Annotated in this window: 18 protein-coding genes; 10 read left to right on the forward strand and 8 right to left on the reverse strand. The window is 61.6% G+C overall.

Going from position 1 to position 18330, the window contains the following annotated elements:
• Window positions 1–34 precede the first annotated feature (34 nt).
• The gene (locus AC1DLT_RS21780; protein ID WP_477488170.1) at window positions 35–1018 is read left to right on the forward strand and encodes a polysaccharide deacetylase family protein; all 984 of its coding nucleotides are present in this window, start codon (window positions 35–37) and stop codon (window positions 1016–1018) included.
• A 15-nt stretch (window positions 1019–1033) separates the two neighbouring features.
• Here the strand turns inward: AC1DLT_RS21780 and pdxH are convergent, their stop codons facing one another.
• Window positions 1034–1654: a pyridoxamine 5'-phosphate oxidase gene (pdxH, locus tag AC1DLT_RS21785; RefSeq protein ID WP_477488131.1), complete on the reverse strand. Its 621-nt coding sequence runs from the start codon at window positions 1652–1654 to the stop codon at window positions 1034–1036.
• A 64-nt stretch (window positions 1655–1718) separates the two neighbouring features.
• Here pdxH and AC1DLT_RS21790 point away from each other — a divergent pair, with 64 nt between their 5' ends.
• The 4 genes from AC1DLT_RS21790 to AC1DLT_RS21805 all read left to right on the forward strand — a co-directional run bounded on the left by AC1DLT_RS21790 (window position 1719) and on the right by AC1DLT_RS21805 (window position 5202).
• Window positions 1719–2177 carry an RT0821/Lpp0805 family surface protein gene (locus tag AC1DLT_RS21790; RefSeq protein ID WP_477488132.1) on the forward strand — a complete coding sequence of 153 codons (459 nt, stop codon included), beginning with the start codon at window positions 1719–1721 and terminating at the stop codon, window positions 2175–2177.
• 278 nt (window positions 2178–2455) lie between these two features.
• Entirely contained in the window at window positions 2456–3622 is a 1167-nt protein-coding gene (locus tag AC1DLT_RS21795; protein WP_477488133.1) for a DnaJ C-terminal domain-containing protein, read from the forward strand.
• Window positions 3623–3773: 151 nt separating this feature from the next.
• Complete coding sequence (gene fabI / locus AC1DLT_RS21800) at window positions 3774–4592, forward strand: enoyl-ACP reductase FabI (RefSeq protein ID WP_038540600.1); 819 nt, start codon at window positions 3774–3776, stop codon at window positions 4590–4592.
• A gap of 22 nt (window positions 4593–4614) precedes the next feature.
• Entirely contained in the window at window positions 4615–5202 is a 588-nt protein-coding gene (locus AC1DLT_RS21805) for a histidine phosphatase family protein (protein WP_477488134.1), read from the forward strand.
• Between the two features lie 57 nt (window positions 5203–5259).
• Here AC1DLT_RS21805 and AC1DLT_RS21810 read toward each other — a convergent pair whose 3' ends face one another.
• Entirely contained in the window at window positions 5260–5520 is a 261-nt protein-coding gene (locus AC1DLT_RS21810) for a DUF1344 domain-containing protein (protein ID WP_038540593.1), read from the reverse strand.
• Between the two features lie 301 nt (window positions 5521–5821).
• Here AC1DLT_RS21810 and AC1DLT_RS21815 point away from each other — a divergent pair, with 301 nt between their 5' ends.
• The 5 genes from AC1DLT_RS21815 (at window position 5822) to AC1DLT_RS21835 (ending at window position 11992) form a co-directional block, all read left to right on the forward strand.
• The gene (locus tag AC1DLT_RS21815) at window positions 5822–8983 is read left to right on the forward strand and encodes a bifunctional diguanylate cyclase/phosphodiesterase (protein ID WP_477488135.1); all 3162 of its coding nucleotides are present in this window, start codon (window positions 5822–5824) and stop codon (window positions 8981–8983) included.
• A gap of 134 nt (window positions 8984–9117) precedes the next feature.
• The gene (gene aroC, locus AC1DLT_RS21820) at window positions 9118–10230 is read left to right on the forward strand and encodes a chorismate synthase (protein ID WP_038540587.1); all 1113 of its coding nucleotides are present in this window, start codon (window positions 9118–9120) and stop codon (window positions 10228–10230) included.
• A gap of 12 nt (window positions 10231–10242) precedes the next feature.
• Window positions 10243–11343 carry a 3,4-dihydroxy-2-butanone-4-phosphate synthase gene (gene ribB / locus AC1DLT_RS21825; protein WP_038540584.1) on the forward strand — a complete coding sequence of 367 codons (1101 nt, stop codon included), beginning with the start codon at window positions 10243–10245 and terminating at the stop codon, window positions 11341–11343.
• 89 nt (window positions 11344–11432) lie between these two features.
• Window positions 11433–11681 carry a BrnT family toxin gene (locus tag AC1DLT_RS21830; protein ID WP_477488136.1) on the forward strand — a complete coding sequence of 83 codons (249 nt, stop codon included), beginning with the start codon at window positions 11433–11435 and terminating at the stop codon, window positions 11679–11681.
• Window positions 11678–11992: a BrnA antitoxin family protein gene (locus AC1DLT_RS21835; RefSeq protein ID WP_477488137.1), complete on the forward strand. Its 315-nt coding sequence runs from the start codon at window positions 11678–11680 to the stop codon at window positions 11990–11992. The genes AC1DLT_RS21830 and AC1DLT_RS21835 overlap by 4 nt, the downstream gene beginning before the upstream one ends.
• 6 nt (window positions 11993–11998) lie before the next feature.
• On the opposite strand, the gene AC1DLT_RS21840 is transcribed toward AC1DLT_RS21835, so the two are convergent.
• From AC1DLT_RS21840 to AC1DLT_RS21865, 6 genes are read right to left on the reverse strand one after another with little or no spacing between them, the layout of a single operon-like run.
• Window positions 11999–13000: a Gfo/Idh/MocA family protein gene (locus AC1DLT_RS21840; RefSeq protein WP_477488138.1), complete on the reverse strand. Its 1002-nt coding sequence runs from the start codon at window positions 12998–13000 to the stop codon at window positions 11999–12001.
• Between the two features lie 25 nt (window positions 13001–13025).
• On the reverse strand, window positions 13026–14201 hold the full coding sequence (gene uxuA / locus AC1DLT_RS21845) for a mannonate dehydratase (protein WP_477488139.1): 1176 nt from the start codon (window positions 14199–14201) through the stop codon (window positions 13026–13028).
• Window positions 14202–14222: 21 nt separating this feature from the next.
• Window positions 14223–15290 carry an ABC transporter ATP-binding protein gene (locus AC1DLT_RS21850; RefSeq protein ID WP_477488140.1) on the reverse strand — a complete coding sequence of 356 codons (1068 nt, stop codon included), beginning with the start codon at window positions 15288–15290 and terminating at the stop codon, window positions 14223–14225.
• A gap of 4 nt (window positions 15291–15294) precedes the next feature.
• The gene (locus AC1DLT_RS21855) at window positions 15295–16527 is read right to left on the reverse strand and encodes an AGE family epimerase/isomerase (protein ID WP_477488141.1); all 1233 of its coding nucleotides are present in this window, start codon (window positions 16525–16527) and stop codon (window positions 15295–15297) included.
• Between the two features lie 2 nt (window positions 16528–16529).
• Window positions 16530–17423 (reverse strand): carbohydrate ABC transporter permease, encoded by an 894-nt coding sequence (locus AC1DLT_RS21860; RefSeq protein ID WP_477488142.1) that lies wholly within the window; start codon window positions 17421–17423, stop codon window positions 16530–16532.
• Complete coding sequence (locus AC1DLT_RS21865) at window positions 17420–18307, reverse strand: carbohydrate ABC transporter permease (RefSeq protein WP_477488143.1); 888 nt, start codon at window positions 18305–18307, stop codon at window positions 17420–17422. The genes AC1DLT_RS21860 and AC1DLT_RS21865 overlap by 4 nt, the downstream gene beginning before the upstream one ends.
• Window positions 18308–18330 lie beyond the last annotated feature (23 nt).

An 18330-nucleotide genomic window follows, 5' to 3' on the forward strand; every position in this document is an offset into this window, starting at 1 on the left:
TGTCAAACGCCGGCTTGTCGCCGGTGGCCTCGACATGGCGGCAGCGCTTGCACGTGCCGGAATGATGCCCAATGCCCGCGGCCACGGCGCCATCTTCACACTTCATCACGTGCGGCCGAAACAGAGCCGCCCGCTGAAACCGAGCGGCCATCTCGAAGTGACGCCGGATTTCCTCGGCGAAGCGATCGAACGGCTTTCGGCGGAGGGTTACGAGTTCATCCCCTTGAGCGACGTGCCGGCACGGCTTGCCGCGCCGACCAAACAGCCGTTTGCCGCCTTCACGCTCGACGACGGTTATCGCAACAACGCCGAATACGCCCTGCCCGTTTTTGCCCGCTACGGCGTGCCCTTCACCATTTTCGTCACCCGCGGATTTGCCGAGCGGACCCATTCGCTGTGGTGGGAAACGGTTGCCGAACTGCTCGGACGCGAACGCGAGGTGACGTTCGACTTCGGCGGCGGGCCTGAAATCCTCGACCTCACCTCCGAGGCGCGCAAGTTCGACGCCTTCGACCGGTTCTCCAGCTATGTCCTCGAAGTCGAGGAATCGACCGCCGTCTCGCGGATCGATGCGCTGGCGAGAAAACACGGCATCGACCCGCTAAAAATCACTGCCGATCTCACCATGAATGCCGAGGAGCTCCGCTCGGCCGCCGTCCATCCGCTGGCTTCGCTCGGGGCCCATACAACGAGCCACCGCGCCGTCGCCCGGCTTTCGGCGGAAGAGGCCCGTGCGGAGATGAAGCAGTCAGCCGACTGGATCGAGGCTTTGACCGGCGAACGGCCGCAAACAATCGCCTATCCCTATGGCAGCCGCGCCGCGGTTTCCGAGCGCGACTACGCAATTGCCAAGGAACTCGGCTTTTCAGTCGCGGTGACGACGCAGCCGGGCACGCTCTGCGCCAAATATGTCAACAGGCTTACCGGCCTGCCGCGCATCTCGCTCAACGGTTATTACCAGCAGCCGCGCTACGTCTCGGCCCTCGCGTCAGGCATCCCGTTCGCGATCGGGCGATGAGAGCCGCCCTCCCCTTCACGGATACATCCGCACCTTTTCCCACGGGCCGTCGGCGATGGGGCGGCGGAATTCGATGCGGTCGTGCAGGCGGAACTGGCGGTCGTGCCAGAACTCGATCGATACCGGCTTGATGCGGAAACCGGACCAGTAGGGCGGACGCGGAATGTCGCCGATCGCGTATCTTGCGGTGTATTCGGCAACCGATTTTTCGAGCGCGAAACGGGTTTCGAGCGGGCGGGACTGTTTCGACGCCCAGGCGCCGATGCGGCTGCCGCGAGCGCGAGTGGCGTAATAGGCATCCGCCTCCGCATCGCTCACCACCTCCACCTCACCCCGCAGGCGAACCTGTCGGCGCAGCGATTTCCAGTGGAAACACATGGCCGCCTTCTTCTGGCCGAGAATCTCGCGGCCCTTCTGGCTTTCGAAATTGGTATAGAAGACGAAACCGTTCTCGTCATACCCCTTCAACAGGACCATACGAACGTTCGGCATGCCGTTTTCGTCGACGGTCGCAACCGCAACGGCATTCGGATCGTTGGGTTCGGAGGCCTCGGCATCCTTCAGCCAGGCACCGAAAAGCGCGAAAGGCTCGTTCTCGGCGGTGAAGTCACCAGTTGTTAACCCGCTCTCAGACATATTGACTAAAATACTCCCAATCTCATGAAAAATGCCCGAGTTTTTCAGTCGGACAGGACGCACGGTGGTAGTGATAGCAAAGTCGAAGAGCCGCACAAAGAGGTCGTTTCTCCTCGGCAGACGGGCAGCCGCCCTCTGCCTTGCCGGGTTTTCGCTTACCGGTTGTACCAGCAGCCTCGATCTCTTCGGAAGTTCCCCGAAAGTCGACCGCTCGATCGCGACCGGCACCGTGCCGGGCACACAGCCGCACACCGGCGCTACGCTTTCCGACGAGGCGACGGTGCGCAATGCGGTCTCCTCGGCCGATCTTGCAAAGGTCGGCGCAGCCTCGGTTCCGTGGGCGAATACCGCCACCGGCAGCGCCGGCGTCGTTTCACAGATCCGCGAGGCCCGCAACGGCGAGCAGATCTGCCGCGCCTTCACCACCACGCGGCATTCCTACGAGGGTATTGCGATGTTTTCCGGCCAGACCTGCCTCACCGGCAGCGGCGATTGGATGCTGACGGCCTTCGACCGCCAGTAGTCGCCGTCATCCCTGCCCCACACCCGATGCGGCTGCAAGGAAACGGTTTTCGGGCGTTTGCGTAATTCGTGTTGGAAACGATTCGTTTACCTTAACGAGTGCTGCCGGCGGCGGTGTAACCACTGATTCACAAGTCCTAACATAGGCTCTCCGGACGTAAGCAGTAATCTGTCCGGGACATGAGGAACCGGCGGACGGCTGTCGGAGTTGTGACGAATAATGGAGGGGTCCAAGGATCAAGCGGGGACCCGCCGTTTCAGGTAACCGGTGGTCCCACGATGCGTGATCCCTATTCTCTTCTCGGCGTGAAGCGCAATGCCGAGCCCGACGAAATCAAGGCAGCCTGGCGCGCCAAGGCCAAGACAGTTCATCCCGACCAGAATCAGGACGATCCGTCTGCGACGAGCCGTTTCGCAGAGATCGGCCAGGCCTACGAGGTCCTGAAGGATCCCGAGCGCCGCAAGCGATACGACAGGGCCGCCGAGATGCACCAGACCATCATGCAGCAGCGCAATGCCGCCCGCGAAGCCGCCGAACGCGCCAAGGTCGCAAAGGCCAACGCCGAAAAGGTCATGGAAGAGCTCGCCAAGACCAATGCGCAAAACGCCAAGTCCCAGGCGCAACCGCAGGCACAGGCTCGCGGCCAATCGCAAACCCAATCACATTCCCAATCTCAGGCCCAATCTCAGGCCCATCCCCAGAATCAGTCCGGCCCTGCAGGCGAAACGCCGGAGGACATGATCGAGCGTATCTTCGGCGCCGCGGCGGCCGAGCAGGCAAAAGCTCAGGCGGGCGGCACGGCGCAGGGGGGCGGCGATTCGGTCGAAACGGCCAAGGCAGATCCATCGGGGAGCGAGAGACCGCCGCTTCCAGCCCTTGCCATCGACCTGATCGCCTCCATCGTGCGCCGTTTCCGCGGCACGACGCCGGCTCCGGAAAAGGCACCGGATATCTCCGTCGAAGCCACGGTGACCGTCGAGGATCTCCTGAAGCTCAACACGATCACGCTGAAAATGGCCGACGACCGCGAAGTGCGCCTTGCCTTGGAAAGGGGCATGACCGAAGGCCATGTGGCGCGCCTCAAGGGCCAGGGCCTCAAGCTCACCGGCATGAAATCCGGCGACCTGCTCGCCTCGATCAAGATTGCCCGCGACAGCCGTTTCCGGGTCGAGGGTTTCGATCTCCACACGACCTTGTCGATCTCGCTCGAGGATGCGGTGCTCGGCGGCGACGCATCGGTCGAGACACCGGACGGCGATCGCAGCCTCAGCATTCCGGCCTGGTCCGGTTCCGACCAGACGATCCGGCTGGAGGGCCTCGGCCTCCATGACGATGCCGGCGGCCGCGGCGATCTCGTCGTCGAGCTGCGCGTCGTCCTGTGGGAAAAGCCGAACGAAAAGGTCACCGACCTGATGCGGCACATGCGCCACGGACTGTATGTCTGACGGGCCTTGCCCAGTATGACAGTTTTGCGTCGGTATTCACCGCTGCGCACCCTTTGTTACGGCTACTAACACGAGATGATCCAACTCAGCTTGAACCCTTGAGCCGCCTATGTCATAGGCAGCGTTCATCTAAGGTATCAGGGGACTATGAATGGTTCAGGCTTCCGGCCTCATGGCAGGCAAACGCGGTCTCATCATGGGCGTTGCCAATAATCGTTCGATCGCGTGGGGCATTGCCAAGGCCATCCACAGCCAAGGCGGGGAAGTTGCATTCACCTACCAGGGCGATGCACTCAAGAAGCGGGTTGAGCCGCTGGCTGCAGAACTGGGCGCCTACATGGCCGGCCATTGCGACGTCGGCGACGAATCGACCATCGACGAGGTCTTCGCAAATCTTGAAAAGCACTGGGGCAAGATCGACTTCCTCGTGCATGCGATCGGCTTTTCCGACAAGGACGAGCTGACCGGCCGTTACGTCGACACCTCGGCTGACAACTTCGCCAAGACGATGCAGATCTCGGTCTATTCCTTTACGTCGGTCGCAAGGCGGGCGGAAAAGCTGATGACCGACGGCGGTTCGATGCTGACGCTCACCTATTATGGTGCGGAAAAGGTCATGCCGAACTACAACGTCATGGGCGTTGCAAAGGCCGCGCTCGAAGCCAGCGTCAAATATCTCGCCGTCGATCTCGGCCCGAAGAACATCCGCGTCAACGCGATCTCGGCCGGGCCGATCAAGACGCTTGCCGCTTCCGGCATCGGCGACTTCCGCTACATCCTCAAGTGGAACGAGTACAATGCGCCGCTGCGCCGTACCGTCACCATCGAGGAAGTGGGCGATGTCGGCCTCTACATGCTGTCCGACCTGTCGCGGTCCGTCACCGGCGAAACCCATCACGCCGACAGCGGCTACCATGTCGTCGGCATGAAGGCCGTCGATGCGCCGGACATTTCGGTCATCAAGGACTGATGCTCTTCCAGGGACGTCTGCCGTGCTCATCTATATGATCCGCCACGGGCAGACGGACTGGAATGCCGAAGGCCGGCTTCAGGGCCAGCAGGACATTCCGCTCAATGCGCTCGGCCGTTCTCAGGCAACGCGGAACGGCGAGCGGCTGCGCGAGATGATCGGCGCGGCCGAAGGTTTCTCCTTCGTTGCCAGCCCACTGTCGCGGACCCGCGAAACCATGGAACGGCTGCGCACCGCCATGGGGCTGGATCCCCTCGCCTACCGGATCGACGAGCGGCTGGTCGAAGTCTCCTTCGGCGACTGGGAAGGCCATACGCTCGAGGAGATCAGCCGGATTTCTCCGGACCGACTCGCCGCCCGGGCCGAGCAGAAGTGGAGCTTCATTCCGCCGGGCATCTCTGCCGAAAGCTATGAGATTCTCTGCTGGCGGATCGGCGCCTGGCTGCAGTCCATTGACGGTCCGACCGTGTGCATCAGCCACGGCGGGGTGATCCGCTCGCTCTTCCGGCTGATCGGCAATCTCGACGAAGACGAGGCGGCCACCATTCCAACCCCGCAGGACCGCATCCTGATGATCGATACCGACCTCAGCCGGATGGCATGGCTCTGATCGGAATATCCGCAGCGCAGCGGATATTCTAAATTATACTTCGCTAATTCTGCGGTATTACTGAACGATCTGGAGATCGTCGACGACGCGGTTGCCATCGACGACCGTGTAGAAGACCAGCACTTTCACGCCGGCCTTTAAGCCCTCGAAATTGAATTCCTCGGGCACTTTATAGGTCTTTCCGTCGTCGAGCGTTAAGTTGAGCGCCTTCGCATCCACGGCCTTGATCGTGGCTTCGACGTCGGCACTTTGAGCCCAGCTGTTGAGGGGCGAAAAGATGCTGGCAGTGGCAAGCAGAGCAGCAATCAGGATGCGCATGGTCGGAAGCCTTGATGAGGTCGATGATGTCTTGTTCCGACGCACAGATAGCCTCCCGATTGTGGCGAAAATCGCCCGTTACCGTGACATTTTCCGTATAAGTAATGACCTGATTGTTAACGCTTTTCAAGGGCGGGATACCGCCCTGTGACGGGGTCCGGCGGCATTTGCGAAACCAATCCCAAGTATTCCCTTACAATAAATCGGACCAAAGTTTGTAGGGTGCCGTGAAAGCGTAAATTAACCCCCGCCCCATAGGCTCGACCGTCTGCCACAGGGGTTAATGAGAAGGTTCGCGCACGTGAAATTCTGGCCGTCGTCCGGTTCCAAATCACTGCGCTTCGCACGCAGCACCAAGACCCCGACGACAATCGCGTTCGTTATCACCCTTGCGGTCATCTCGATCGGCGTCATCATCGACCAACGTTATACCGAAGGCTTTCGCAGCGACCTGCGGGCAACGACGGAAAAAGTCGGCGGCCTGTTGGCGCGGCGCCTCATCGTACGCGTAGAGACCGACATCGCCGCCACCGATCATCTGGTTCACGTGCTGAGGGACGATTTCAGCGGATCGACAGATACATTCAAGCGCCATGTCGAAAAGCAACTTGGCGAAGTCACGCATTTTTCGGGCGTCGCGGTCGCACCCAATTTCGAGCTTGCCCAGGTCATCACGCGCGACGGCATTGTCGGCGGCGGGGCGGGCAAGATCGGCAAAATCGATCTGCTGCGCCTTGCAAACGACCTGAAATCCGTGAGCGGCCGCAACCGCGTATCTCTGCTGAGCGGCACCCAGGAAGGAGATTTGACGCTCGTCGTACCGGTGTCGAAGGAAGAGGACGGTGGGGACCTTTGGGGCGCGATCGCCGTGCTGATCGATAAGCAGGGCCTGATGGAGGCATCCGGCGTCACCTTCTCCCCTGCCGCGGCAAGGAAACCGAACCTGATCAATCTCGACTGGCTGAACGTCGTTCTGCGGGACGACGACAGGCCGCAATATTTCGCCTTCTTCGGCAATGATTCCATCGAAAACCAATCTCCGATGAAATGGACGGTGCCCATCAACGGCGCCAACTGGACGCTGCTTGCCGCTCCCCGTTCCGGTTGGGACATCGTGCCGCCCAACCAGCTCGGGTTCCGCCTCGCCATCGTGCTTGCCGCACTCGGGGTGATCGTGCCGATCTTCATCGCCACCTCGCTGATTTCCGAACGCAACCGCAATATCGAGGCGCTGAAGGCCCGTGAGCTTAATCTCATCGAGCTGTCGCAGCGCTTCAACCTTGCCATGGAAGCCTCCAATATCGGCATCTGGGAGGTGACGGGCAACGGCAACAGTCTGTTCTGGGACAAGCGGGCCGCGGGGCTGCACGACAAGCCGGCAGCCAGCGAGGGCAACCGTCTCTACGACTGGCTCGGGTCGATCTATCCGCCGGACCGGACTGCAGCGGAGACACATTTCGCCGACTGCGCCTCCTGCAACACGCCCTGTAGCGAAACCTACCGGGTGCAGTTGCCGGACGGCACGCTGCGATACCTGAAATCGGCAGGTGCGAACTATCGCAATGCCGACGGCACCCTGCGCACCACCGGCATTGTCTGGGACGTCACCGGCGACGTGGTGATGACGCAGACGCTGCGCAACGCCAAGGAAAATACCGACATCAAGAATGCCGAACTGGAACTGGCGCTCGATGAACTGTCGAACCGCGAGCAGGACCTGGAAGAGCTGTCGAGCCGCCTCGATCTGGCGCTTGATTCCTACAATTGCGGCATATGGGAATCCAATCCGGTCACGCATATCGAAACCTGGGACGCCCGGATGTGCCAGCTGCACGGCATCCCCTTTACCGATGGCTTCGTCCGGGTCGACACCTGGATCGAGCTCATCCATCCCGACGACCGGGAGCACGCCAAGCGCAGCTCCTACAATTTCACCGAGAACTTCCTGGCGGGTCCGCTGGTCGTGCGCGTGCCCCAACCGGATGGTTCGATCCGCTATATCCGCTCCATCGGCAAGGTGCATACGATGCGCGACGGATCCCAGAAGGTGGTGGGCATTGCCTTCGACGTCACCCAGGACGCGATCCTGACCCGGGAACTGAAAGCCGCCAAGGACGAGGCCGACGCCAAGAACGCCGAACTCGAACTCGCCAAGAGCCGCATCGAGCACAATTCGTTGCATGACCCGCTGACCCTGCTCGCCAACCGCCGCAAGCTCGACATGGAGCTCGACCGGCTCTCGCGCTCCAGCCACAACGAGCGCCAGAAATTCTCGATCCTGCATCTCGATCTCGACCGCTTCAAGCAGATCAACGACACGCTCGGCCACGCGGCGGGCGACGCGATGCTCGTACACGCCTCACGCATCCTGTCGCGCAACGTCCGCGGCAGCGATATCGTCGCGCGTATCGGCGGCGACGAATTCGTCATCCTCGCCACCGACAATTCGAGCACCGAGGAGGTAAGTCAGCTCGCTCAGCGCATCATCGCCGAATTCCACCAGCCGATCGACTTTGAAGGTTTCGCCTGCCGCTGCGGCGTATCCATCGGCATCGCCCAGGCAAGCGGCATGAATGTCGATGCACGCCGCACGCTCGTCAATGCCGATATCGCGCTCTACCGGGCGAAGGGCATGGGCCGCAACCGCTACGAATTCTTCACGCAGAACCTGCAGGCCGAGATCGTCAGCCACAAGCGCACCGCCGACGAGGTCCTTACCGGTATCGACAATGACGAATTCATCACCTTCTACCAGCCGCAGTTCGATGCCCGCACCAACCAGCTGACCGGCGTCGAGGCGCTGATCCGCTGGAACCATCCGCATCACGGAATTCTTGCGCCCGACCGGTTCCTCAAGATTGCAGAAGATTTGAACGTCTCGGCAGCACTCGACCATATCGTGCTCCAGACGGTGCTGAAGGACAAGATGCGCTGGGCTGCACTCGGCGTCCGGGTGCCGAAGGTTTCCGTCAACGTCTCCTCAAAACGCCTCAACGACGAAGCGCTGATCGACACGCTGCAGACGCTGGCGATCGTGCCCGGCGAGATTTCCTTCGAACTGGTGGAATCGATCTTCCTCGACGAGAGCGAAGCGGCCGCGACCAGCAATCTCGAACGCATCAAGGAACTCGGCATCGACATCGAGATCGACGATTTCGGCACCGGCCATACCTCGATCGTCAGCCTTTTGAAACTGAAGCCGAAACGGCTGAAGATCGACCGGCAGCTCGTCATGCCGATCCTGACCTCGCCGCAGGAACGCGCGCTGGTGCGCTCGATCATCGACATTGCCCGTTCGCTCGGCGTCGAAACCGTGGCGGAAGGCGTCGAGACCATGCAGCATGCGAGCCTTCTGCGCGAACTCGGCTGCGACCTGCTGCAGGGTTATGCCTTCGCCCGGCCGCTTTCCTTCGACGATTTCACCGCAGCCGCGCATGCGGGCTGGCGCAGGGCCGCCGCCTAGAACCATCATTGTTCACCATTTCCGGCGCGACAGTTCTGCCAAGAAAGACTTGTCGCCCGGCAACCTTTTCCATATGACAACCGCGTCAGAAGTTGGCGAAAGGCCAGCTCCGCCACAGCTGGTCCTGTAACGCCATGTCGCACAACACTTTCGGTCACCTTTTCCGTGTCACCACCTGGGGCGAAAGCCATGGCCCGGCGCTCGGCTGCGTGGTCGACGGCTGCCCGCCCGGCATCCGCTTCACGCTGGCGGAAATCCAGGCCTGGATGGACAAGCGCAAGCCCGGACAGTCGCGCTTCGTGACGCAGCGGCGCGAGGACGATATCGTCAAGGTGCTCTCCGGCGTGATGATGGATGCCGACGGCGAGACGATGATCTCGACCGGTACGCCAATCTCCATGCTGATCGAGAATACCGACCAGCGCTCCAAGGACTACGGCGAGATCGCCCGCCGCTATCGTCCCGGCCATGCGGACTATACCTATGACGTCAAATACGGCATCCGCGACTATCGCGGCGGCGGCCGCTCTTCGGCCCGCGAGACGGCAGCCCGCGTTGCCGCCGGGGCGCTCGCCCGCAGGATCGTGCCGGGCGTCCAAGTCCGCGCCGCGCTGATCCAGATCGGCAAGCACAGAATAAACCGCGCCAACTGGGACTGGGATCAGATCGGCCAGAACCCGTTCTTCTGCCCGGACGCGGCGATGGTGCCCGTCTGGGAAGACTATCTCGACGGCATCCGCAAAGCCGGCTCCTCGATCGGCGCCGTGGTGGAGGTGATCGCCGAAGGCGTGCCCGCCGGGCTCGGTGCACCGGTCTATGGCAAGCTCGATCAGGATATCGCCAGCCTTCTGATGTCGATCAACGCCGTCAAGGGCGTCGAGATCGGCGACGGTTTCGGTGTCGCCGAACTTTCCGGCGAGGAAGACGCCGACGAGATGCGCATGGGCAATGACGGCAAGCGCATTTTCCTCTCCAACCATGCAGGCGGCATTCTCGGCGGCATCTCGACCGGCGAGGCGGTTGTCGCCCGCTTCGCGATCAAGCCCACTTCCTCCATTCTCACCGAGCAGCGCTCGATCGACGTCGACGGCAACAATGTCGAAGTCCGCACCAAGGGCCGCCACGACCCTTGCGTCGGCATCCGCGCCGTACCGATCGGCGAGGCGATGGTTGCATGCGCGATTGCCGATCACTATCTCCGCGACCGGGCCCAGATTGGCTCCAGTATTACCGGGCGAAATCTCTAGGAAACAACATCCATGGCCTATGATCAGAAGCGCGTCGTCGACGCCCTCCGCGCCTTCGAAGCCGGCGAAATCGTCGTCGTCACCGATGACGACGACCGCGAGAACGAAGGCGACCTTATCGTCGCCGCAGTCCACTGCACGCCGGACAAGATGGCCTTCATCGTGCGCCACACGTCCGGCATCGTCTGCGCGCCGATGCCGCGCGAGGAGGCCAAGCGGCTCAACCTCAATGCCATGGTGGCGGAAAACGACAGCGCCCATACGACCGCCTTCACCGTCACCGTCGACTTCAAGCACGGCACGACGACCGGCATTTCCGCCGAGGACCGGACGCTGACCGTCCGCAATCTCGCCAATCCGAATGTCGGCGCGAGCGATTTCGTGCGGCCCGGTCATATCTTCCCGCTGATCGCCCGCGAAGGCGGCGTGCTGATGCGCTCCGGTCATACGGAGGCGGCCGTCGACCTCTGCAGGCTCGCCGGCCTTCCGCCGATCGGGGTCATCTGCGAACTCGTCAATGACGACGGCACCGTGACGCGTGGCCAGCAGGTTACCGATTTTGCCGCCAAACACGGCTTGAAACAGGTTTCCGTCGCCGACCTGATCGCCTACCGCCAGCGCAAGGAAACGTTGATCGAGCTGCAGACGTCGTTCGACGTCGAGACACCGCATGGCAAGGCGAAGGCACATGCCTATTCGCTGCCCTGGGACCCGATGCAGCATGTGGCGGTAATCTTCGGCGACATCCGTGACGGCGTCGATATTCCCGTCCGCCTGCATCTCGAAAACGTCACCCGAGACGTATTCGGCACTCAGCGCTCGGTCGATCGTTACATGGCGAAAATCGAGGAAGAGGGTCGCGGCGTGATCATCTACCTGCGCGAAGGTTCGGTCGGGGTCGGCCAGAAGGACCATGGCCGCAAGCTGCGCCAGGACCAGGAGGGCCATGCCGAAGCCCAGGCCCGCGAGAGCGAATGGCTGGAAATCGGCCTCGGCGCACAGATATTGAAGGATCTCGGCGTCACCTCCATCAAGCTCTTGACCCGCAGCGAGCGCCACTATGTCGGCCTCGAAGGTTTCGGCATCAAGATCGCCGAGACGGTGATCTGCTGATCTCCCTCAATCCTTAAGGTTGCAAAAGGTTTCGTGCCGTTCCATCGTCGCTCGTTGTCGGGCGGCGATTTTTCGTGTACGGATAATAGTTGAAGATCATTTGGGACGAGACGAAACGAATTGTGAACCTCGAGAAGCATGGTCTCGATTTCGCTGATCTTTATTTCGAATTCTTCGCGACGGCGGTGACCACGCCCGCCAGAAAGGCGAGGTCGAAAGCTGTCGGCCGCCTGAAGGATGGAACGATTGTCGTAATATTCCTAACGCTTGGCTCGGAAGCAATCTCGGTCATTTCGATGCGCCCTGCCCGAAAAGATGAGAGGAGCATGATCGAATGAACATCAAGCACGAAAAACAGAAGGAATTTCGCCCTGGTCGCGGATACACCAAAAAGGACTGGGACGCGGTCGACAGTCCACCACTGACTGCTGAAGAGATGGCGAGTATGCGGCCGTTCCGGGAAGTGTTTCCCGAGATCGCCGCAAAAATGGAACAGGCGATCGCCGCTCGCGGCCGGCCGAAGGTCGAGGCGCCGAAGGTGGCCGTGACGCTCAGGCTCGATCCGGACGTGCTCGAAAAATTCAAGGCGTCCGGCAAGGACTGGCGAGCCAAAATGGCCGAGGAGCTGCGCAAGGCAGCCGACCTCTGAAACGGTCTACCGGCCAGCAGCCAGAATCTGCTCGATGAAGCGGTGCGCCTTGAGCGCATCCTCGCCGGTGACGCGCAGCGGTGCGCCGGTTCGAACCGCATCGATGAAATTCCCGACCAGGGCCCGGTGCATTTCATGGCCGAAGGCCATCGGGTTGGCCCCTGCCCCGCTGCCCGTTTTCTCGCCGCCTTCCGTGATGCTGGTGCCGTCCATGAAGGCGGCTTTCAGCGTATCGCCGGTCAAGACTGCCGTACCGTGGGTGCCGAGCAGCTCGATGCGTTCCGGCAGGCCGGGATAGGCGCAGGTGGTGGCGTTGAGCGTTCCTATCGCACCGTTTTCGAATGCGAAGGTCGCCGTCACCAGGTCTTCGGTCTCCATCGAATGGATCGGGCTGGTGCGGACGAAGGACGAGACGTCTTTCGGGGTACCGGCATAACTCAGCAGCAAGTCGATCGTGTGAATGCCCTGGGTCAGCAGCACGCCGCCGCCATCGCGTGCCATCGTGCCACGGCCCTCGACGTCGTAATAGCTCTGCGGTCGCCAGTTGCGGATCGCGACGGACGCCTCGATCAACTGCCCCAACCGCTCGGACTTGACGATCTCGTCGAGTTTCAGCGCCGCTGCGCGAAAACGGTTCTGCAGCACCATGGCCAGCAGCACACCCGCTTGCCTCGCAGCGCGGACGATCGCTTCCGAGCGCTCGAACGAGATATCGAGCGGCTTTTCCAGCAGGATATGCTTTTTCGCCGCCGCGCAGCGCTCTACGAGTTCCAGGTGGCTGCTCGGCGGGGTGAGGATCAATACGGCCTCGATCGCCTTGTCCGCAAAGATCGCATCGAGATCGCCGGTCGTGGAGATCGGGTATTGAGCGGCAAATGCCTCGCGCCGGGCGGCCGTCTGGCTGAAAGCCGCGACGCATTCGATCCTGTCGGACAAATCGAGCATGGCGCGGGCGTGGTGCCCCGCCGCCATACCAAGCCCGATCATCGCTACTTTCAGTTTGGTCATCGTCCACTCCCCCTCGAGATCCGTTTCAGCCGAGAACTTCGAGCGTGCGCATGATGCCGCGCAGCTCCGCCAGTCCTTTCAGTCGCCCGATGCAGGAATAACCGGGATTGACGCGTCTGCCTATGTCGTCGACGATCGCGTGGCCGTGGTCGGGTCGCATCGGGATCTGCCAGTCCACCCTGCCTTCGCCCTTTCGGCGCTTTTCCTCGGCCATCAGCGCCATGGTGACCCGCACCATGTCCGTATCCCCGTCCAGATGCTCTGCCTCGTGGAAGGAACCATTGCCTTCCTTGGTGACGTTGCGCAGGTGGGCGAAATGGATGTCGTTTGCGAACTCCTTCGCCATCGCCACCAGATCGTTCTCCGGATTGGCGCCATAGGAGCCGGTGCAGAGCGTGATGCCGTTCGAGGGCGACTTCACGGCCGCAAGGAGCGCGCGTGCATCGGAAGCCCTGCAGACCACCCGCGGCAGGCCGAAGAGCGGGAATGGCGGATCGTCCGGATGAATCGCCATTTTCACGCCCGCCTCTTCGGCAACCGGGATGATCTCGCTTAGGAAAGTGAAGAGGTTTTCGCGGAAACCGGCCTCCGACAGTTCCCTATAGATATCCAGCATGCGGTTGAGGCTTTGCCGGTCGTAGACGAATTCGCGGGCCGGCACCCATTCGATCAGGTTGCGTTCCAGCCGGGCGAGATCGCTCTCGCTCGCCGTCTTCAGCCAGTCTTGAGCCTTGGCGATGCGGTCGGCGGGATGGTCCTGCTCGGCACCGGGGCGTTTGAGGATGAAGACGTCATAGGCGCAGAATTCGACGATATCGAAACGCAAGGCTGTGCCGCCATGCGGCATCTCGTATTCGAGGTCGGTGCGCGTCCAGTCGGTGATCGCCATGAAATTGTAGCAGACCGTCCCGATGCCAGCCTTGGCGACCGCGCGGATCGAGGCCTTGTAGTTGTCGATCAGCTCGCGGTAACGGCCGGTGCGGGTCTTGATGTCTTCGTGAACGATGATGCTTTCGACCACCGACCAGGTGAGCCCCGCCTCCTCGATGATCGCCTTGCGCTTTAAAATCTCGTTGTCCGGCCAGATGCGGCCGTCATTCAAGTGATGCAGCGCACTGACGATGCCGGTCGCGCCCGCCTGTTTCACATGCGAAAGCGTGACCGTGTCGTCCGGCCCAAACCAACGCCAAGACTGTTCCATCGTATTGCTACCTTATGCTTGTCAGCCGAGCCGCATGCCGGTGGCGGCATCGAAGATGTGGCTGTTGGTAAGCGCGAGCGCCAGATTGAGTATTTCACCGGTCTTGATGAAAAGCCGCTCGCGCAGCTGCGCCGAAAATTTCTGGCCGTCGACCGTCCCCTGCACGAAAGTTTCCGAACCGGTCGGCTCGATATTCGTCACGGTCATCGGAATGCCCTCGTTCCCGGAGGCGATGGCGAGATGTTCGGGGCGGATGCCGTAGTTGACAGCGGTGCCGGGGGGCGTGGAAGCCTCCGGGCCGAGCGGCAGGCGGACGCCATTTTCGGTCAGCACGGACTTACGATCCTCAGCCACCGTGCCGGAGAGGAAATTCATCGAGGGCGAGCCGATGAAGCTGGCAACGAACATGTTGACCGGCTTGTCGTAAAGCTCCAGCGGCGCGCCGACCTGCTCGACAATACCGTCCCTCATCACCACGATCCGGTCGGCCATGGTCATCGCCTCGATCTGGTCGTGGGTGACGTAGACGGTGGTGGTCTTGATGCGGGCGTGGATGTCCTTGAGTTCCGCGCGCATCTGCACGCGCAGCTTGGCGTCGAGGTTGGAAAGCGGCTCGTCGAACAGGAAAACCTTGGGGTTGCGGACGATGGCGCGGCCCATGGCGACGCGCTGGCGCTGGCCGCCGGAGAGCTGTTTCGGGTAACGCTTGAGGTAATCGGTAAGCCCCAGGATACGCGCGGCGTCACTGACCCGCTCGGCGATCTCCTCCTTGGATTTCTTCGCCAGCCGCAGCGAGAAGCCCATGTTCTCGGCAATCGTCATATGCGGGTAGAGCGCATAGTTCTGAAAAACCATGGCGATATCGCGGTTCTTCGGCTCGACCTCGTTGATGACGCGACCGTCGATGCGGATCGTGCCGCCCGAGATGTCTTCGAGCCCGGCGATCATCCGCAACAGCGTGGACTTGCCGCAGCCGGAGGGGCCGACAAGGACGACAAAGGCGCCATCCGGCACATCGACCGACACGCCCTTGATGGTCTCGAAGTCGCCATAGGCCTTGCGGACGTTCTGGATTTCAACGGAAGCCATGAGTTTATCCTGAAACTGTTCGGGTTTGAGGCTTCAACCGATCTGCGGCGTGAATGGCTGCGAGCAGGCTGAGGCCGGTGTGATAGCCGGGATCGAGATCCGGCGTCGCGGGCACGAAATCGACCGGGCCGTCCTTGGTCATGGTCTGGTAGGCGATCGGCGGTGTGCCGCGCCAGTAGCGCTCAAAGAAGGCGGCATGCGCGGTCTTCCAGACGCCGAGGCTCGCGGTGCTGCCGGTGCGCTCGTGGGCGAGAGCTGCCGATCGGATGGTTTCCGGCAGCGACCACCAGGGGCAATAGGGGCTCTGTGCCTCGCCGGTCTTGATGGACACCGTGAGCGTGATGCCCGGACCGACGAAGCCCTTGTCGAAGGAAGAAACGAGGATGCGCTCCAGTTTGTCGATCAGGGCCGGGTCGGCGGTGTCGTCGAGATAGTCGAGCGCGAAGCCGACGAACTCGATTCCGTGTCCGACATTGCAGTTGTCCTCGCCTGGTACGTTGCGCAGCAGAGCGGTTGCGGCGTCATAGTGCCTGTCGATGACATGGGCGATGAAGCGGTCGGCAAAGGCGAGATGCGCCGTGTGGCCGGCGCGTTTCAGCATGCCGGCAGCACCGAGCAGGATCATGCGCGGGCCGAAATCGTCGGATTGCGCGGCGAGGCTGTCGAGCGACAGCGGCCGGCGTTCGTCCATCTGGAAACGGCCGGTTTCGATGGCTGTGATCACCCTGTCGAAATAAACGAGGTGATCGGCGATTTCCGGCAGACCGTAACGGCTGGCGGCGGCGACCAGCCCCTTGGCCACGAAGGCGTCGGAATAGGTGTAGATCAGGGCCGGCTTTTCCTGGGCGTGGAGCACGTTGGACTGATCCGCGTAGACGGCCTGCATGTCGCGGTCGTAACAGAAATAGGCGTGGCCATCCGGCTTCTGCAAGGCGGCCAGTAGGTCGTAAAGACGGCAGCCGGCGGTATCGAGCTTTTTGGCGAGGGGCGGCAGCTCGTCTTCAAAGAACTCCGCATGTCCAACCAAGGCCTCCAGCCCGCGCCCCTGGATCCAGCCATAGGTGTAATCCGGGCCGCGGACACCGTCCTCCGCGCCATAATCCTTCAGCGTCAGGCTGTTCAGCTTGGTGTTCAGAAATCCGCCACCGAGCATCGGCCGCTGCAGCATCCAGTAAAGCGTGCCGGCATTGGCGGCGGCATAGGTGGTGCGGGCTTCGTCAAAGAAATCCATCGCCATGGTCACTCCTTGAGGCCGGTGCTGGCGACACCCTGCACGAAGTTGCGGCGCAGGATGACGAAGAGCAGGATGGACGGAATGAGGACCGTAGCGGAGGCGGCGCTGAGGCGGCCGAGATCGACCGTGAAGCCGGTCTGGAACAGCGCCAGCCCGACCTCGATCGTATAGCTGGTGCGGGTCGTGGTAACGATCATCGGCCAGGCAAACGCGGTCCAGGCCTGGAAAAAGGCGAGCACGGCGAGTGCGCCGAGCGCACCGCGCAAAAGCGGCAGCACGATATGCAGGAAAATCCAGAACTCGCCGGCGCCGTCGATGCGGGCGGCTTCCAGCAGCTCGTCGGGGATCGAGTGGATGACGTTCTGGCGGATCAGGAAGATGCCGAAGCTCATCACCAGATAACCGAGCAGCAGGCCCCAGACGGAATTGAGGATGCCGAGGCTTTTTGCCTGGAAATAGAGCGGGATCATGTAGACCTCGAACGGCACGATGGCGGTCGCGAGGAACAGCGCGAAGAGGATGTTCATCGTCCGGAAGCGGAATTTTCCGAAGATATAACCGGCGATCGCCGAGGTGGCGACGATGGCGATCGTCGACATCACCGCAAAGGCGATGCTATTGCCGATCCAGCGCAGGAGCGGCGTTTCGCCGAGCACGGCGGAAAAATTGGCGATCGTCGGGTCGCGCGGAATGACGGTCGGCGGCCAGCTGAGCATCTCCGCGGGCGTCTTGAAGGCGTTGGCGACCAGGAAGACCAGCGGCAAGAGCATCAGGATCGAGACGACGATGAGGAAGACGTCGATCGCGAAGTTGACTACGCGCTTCTTGCGGCGCAGGCGCAGGCCTTCGGCAAGCTCTTCGGTGGTCGGCTCGACATAGTTCACGGTGTTGGTGGTCATGCCTTGCCCCTTTCCCGCAGTATCGAGAACTGGATGAGCGTCAGCCCCAGCACGATGACCAGAAGCACGACGGCTTCGGAGGCTGCGTAGCCGACGCGGTAATTGCGAAAACTGTTTTCCAGCATGTCGAGAACCAGAACCCGCACCTGCCGTCCGGGCGCCCCTTGCGCATCGGAGGCGAGCACGAAGGCCTGGGCATAGACGTTGAAACCGGAGACCAGCGTCACGACCGAGACGTAGAGGGTGATGGGTTTCAGCATCGGGATCGACAGGTACCAGAAGCTCTGCGGCCCGGAGGCACCATCGAGCTTGGCGGCTTCATAAAGCGAGACCGGCAGGTTCTTGAAACCGACGATATAGATCAGCACCGCATATCCCAACGCCTGCCAGGAGCAGAGAATGATGATGCAGATGACCGACAGGACAGGATCGAACAGCCAGGATTGTGCCGGGATGCCAAAGAAGGTCAAAAGCGCATTCAGCGGCCCGAGGCGAGCGTCAAAAATCCATTTCCAGGCCATGGCGGCGGGGACCAGCGACACGACATGCGGAATGAAGACCGCGGTCTCGTAAAAACCGGCCATCCGAGAACGGGTGCGGTGGAAGATCAGCGCGGCGATGATCAGCGCCATCGGGATGGTCAGGATCAGGACGCCGAAGGCGATGATCGTGGTGTTGACCAGCGCATCGATGAACAGGTGGTCGCCCATCAGCTCGCGGAAATTGGCGAGGCCGACGAAGGGCTTGTTCTTCGACAGGATGTCCCACTTGAAAAGGCTGAGCCTCAGCGTGTCGGCGATCGGATAAAGCCGGACATAGGCAAAGATTGCCAGGGTCGGCAAAATCGCAAGGATCGCAAAAATCCATCTTTTGCGCTTCAGCATAAAATTTGGCCTGTAGACAGCAG

Source organism: Neorhizobium sp. 05N33, from assembly GCF_056397445.1.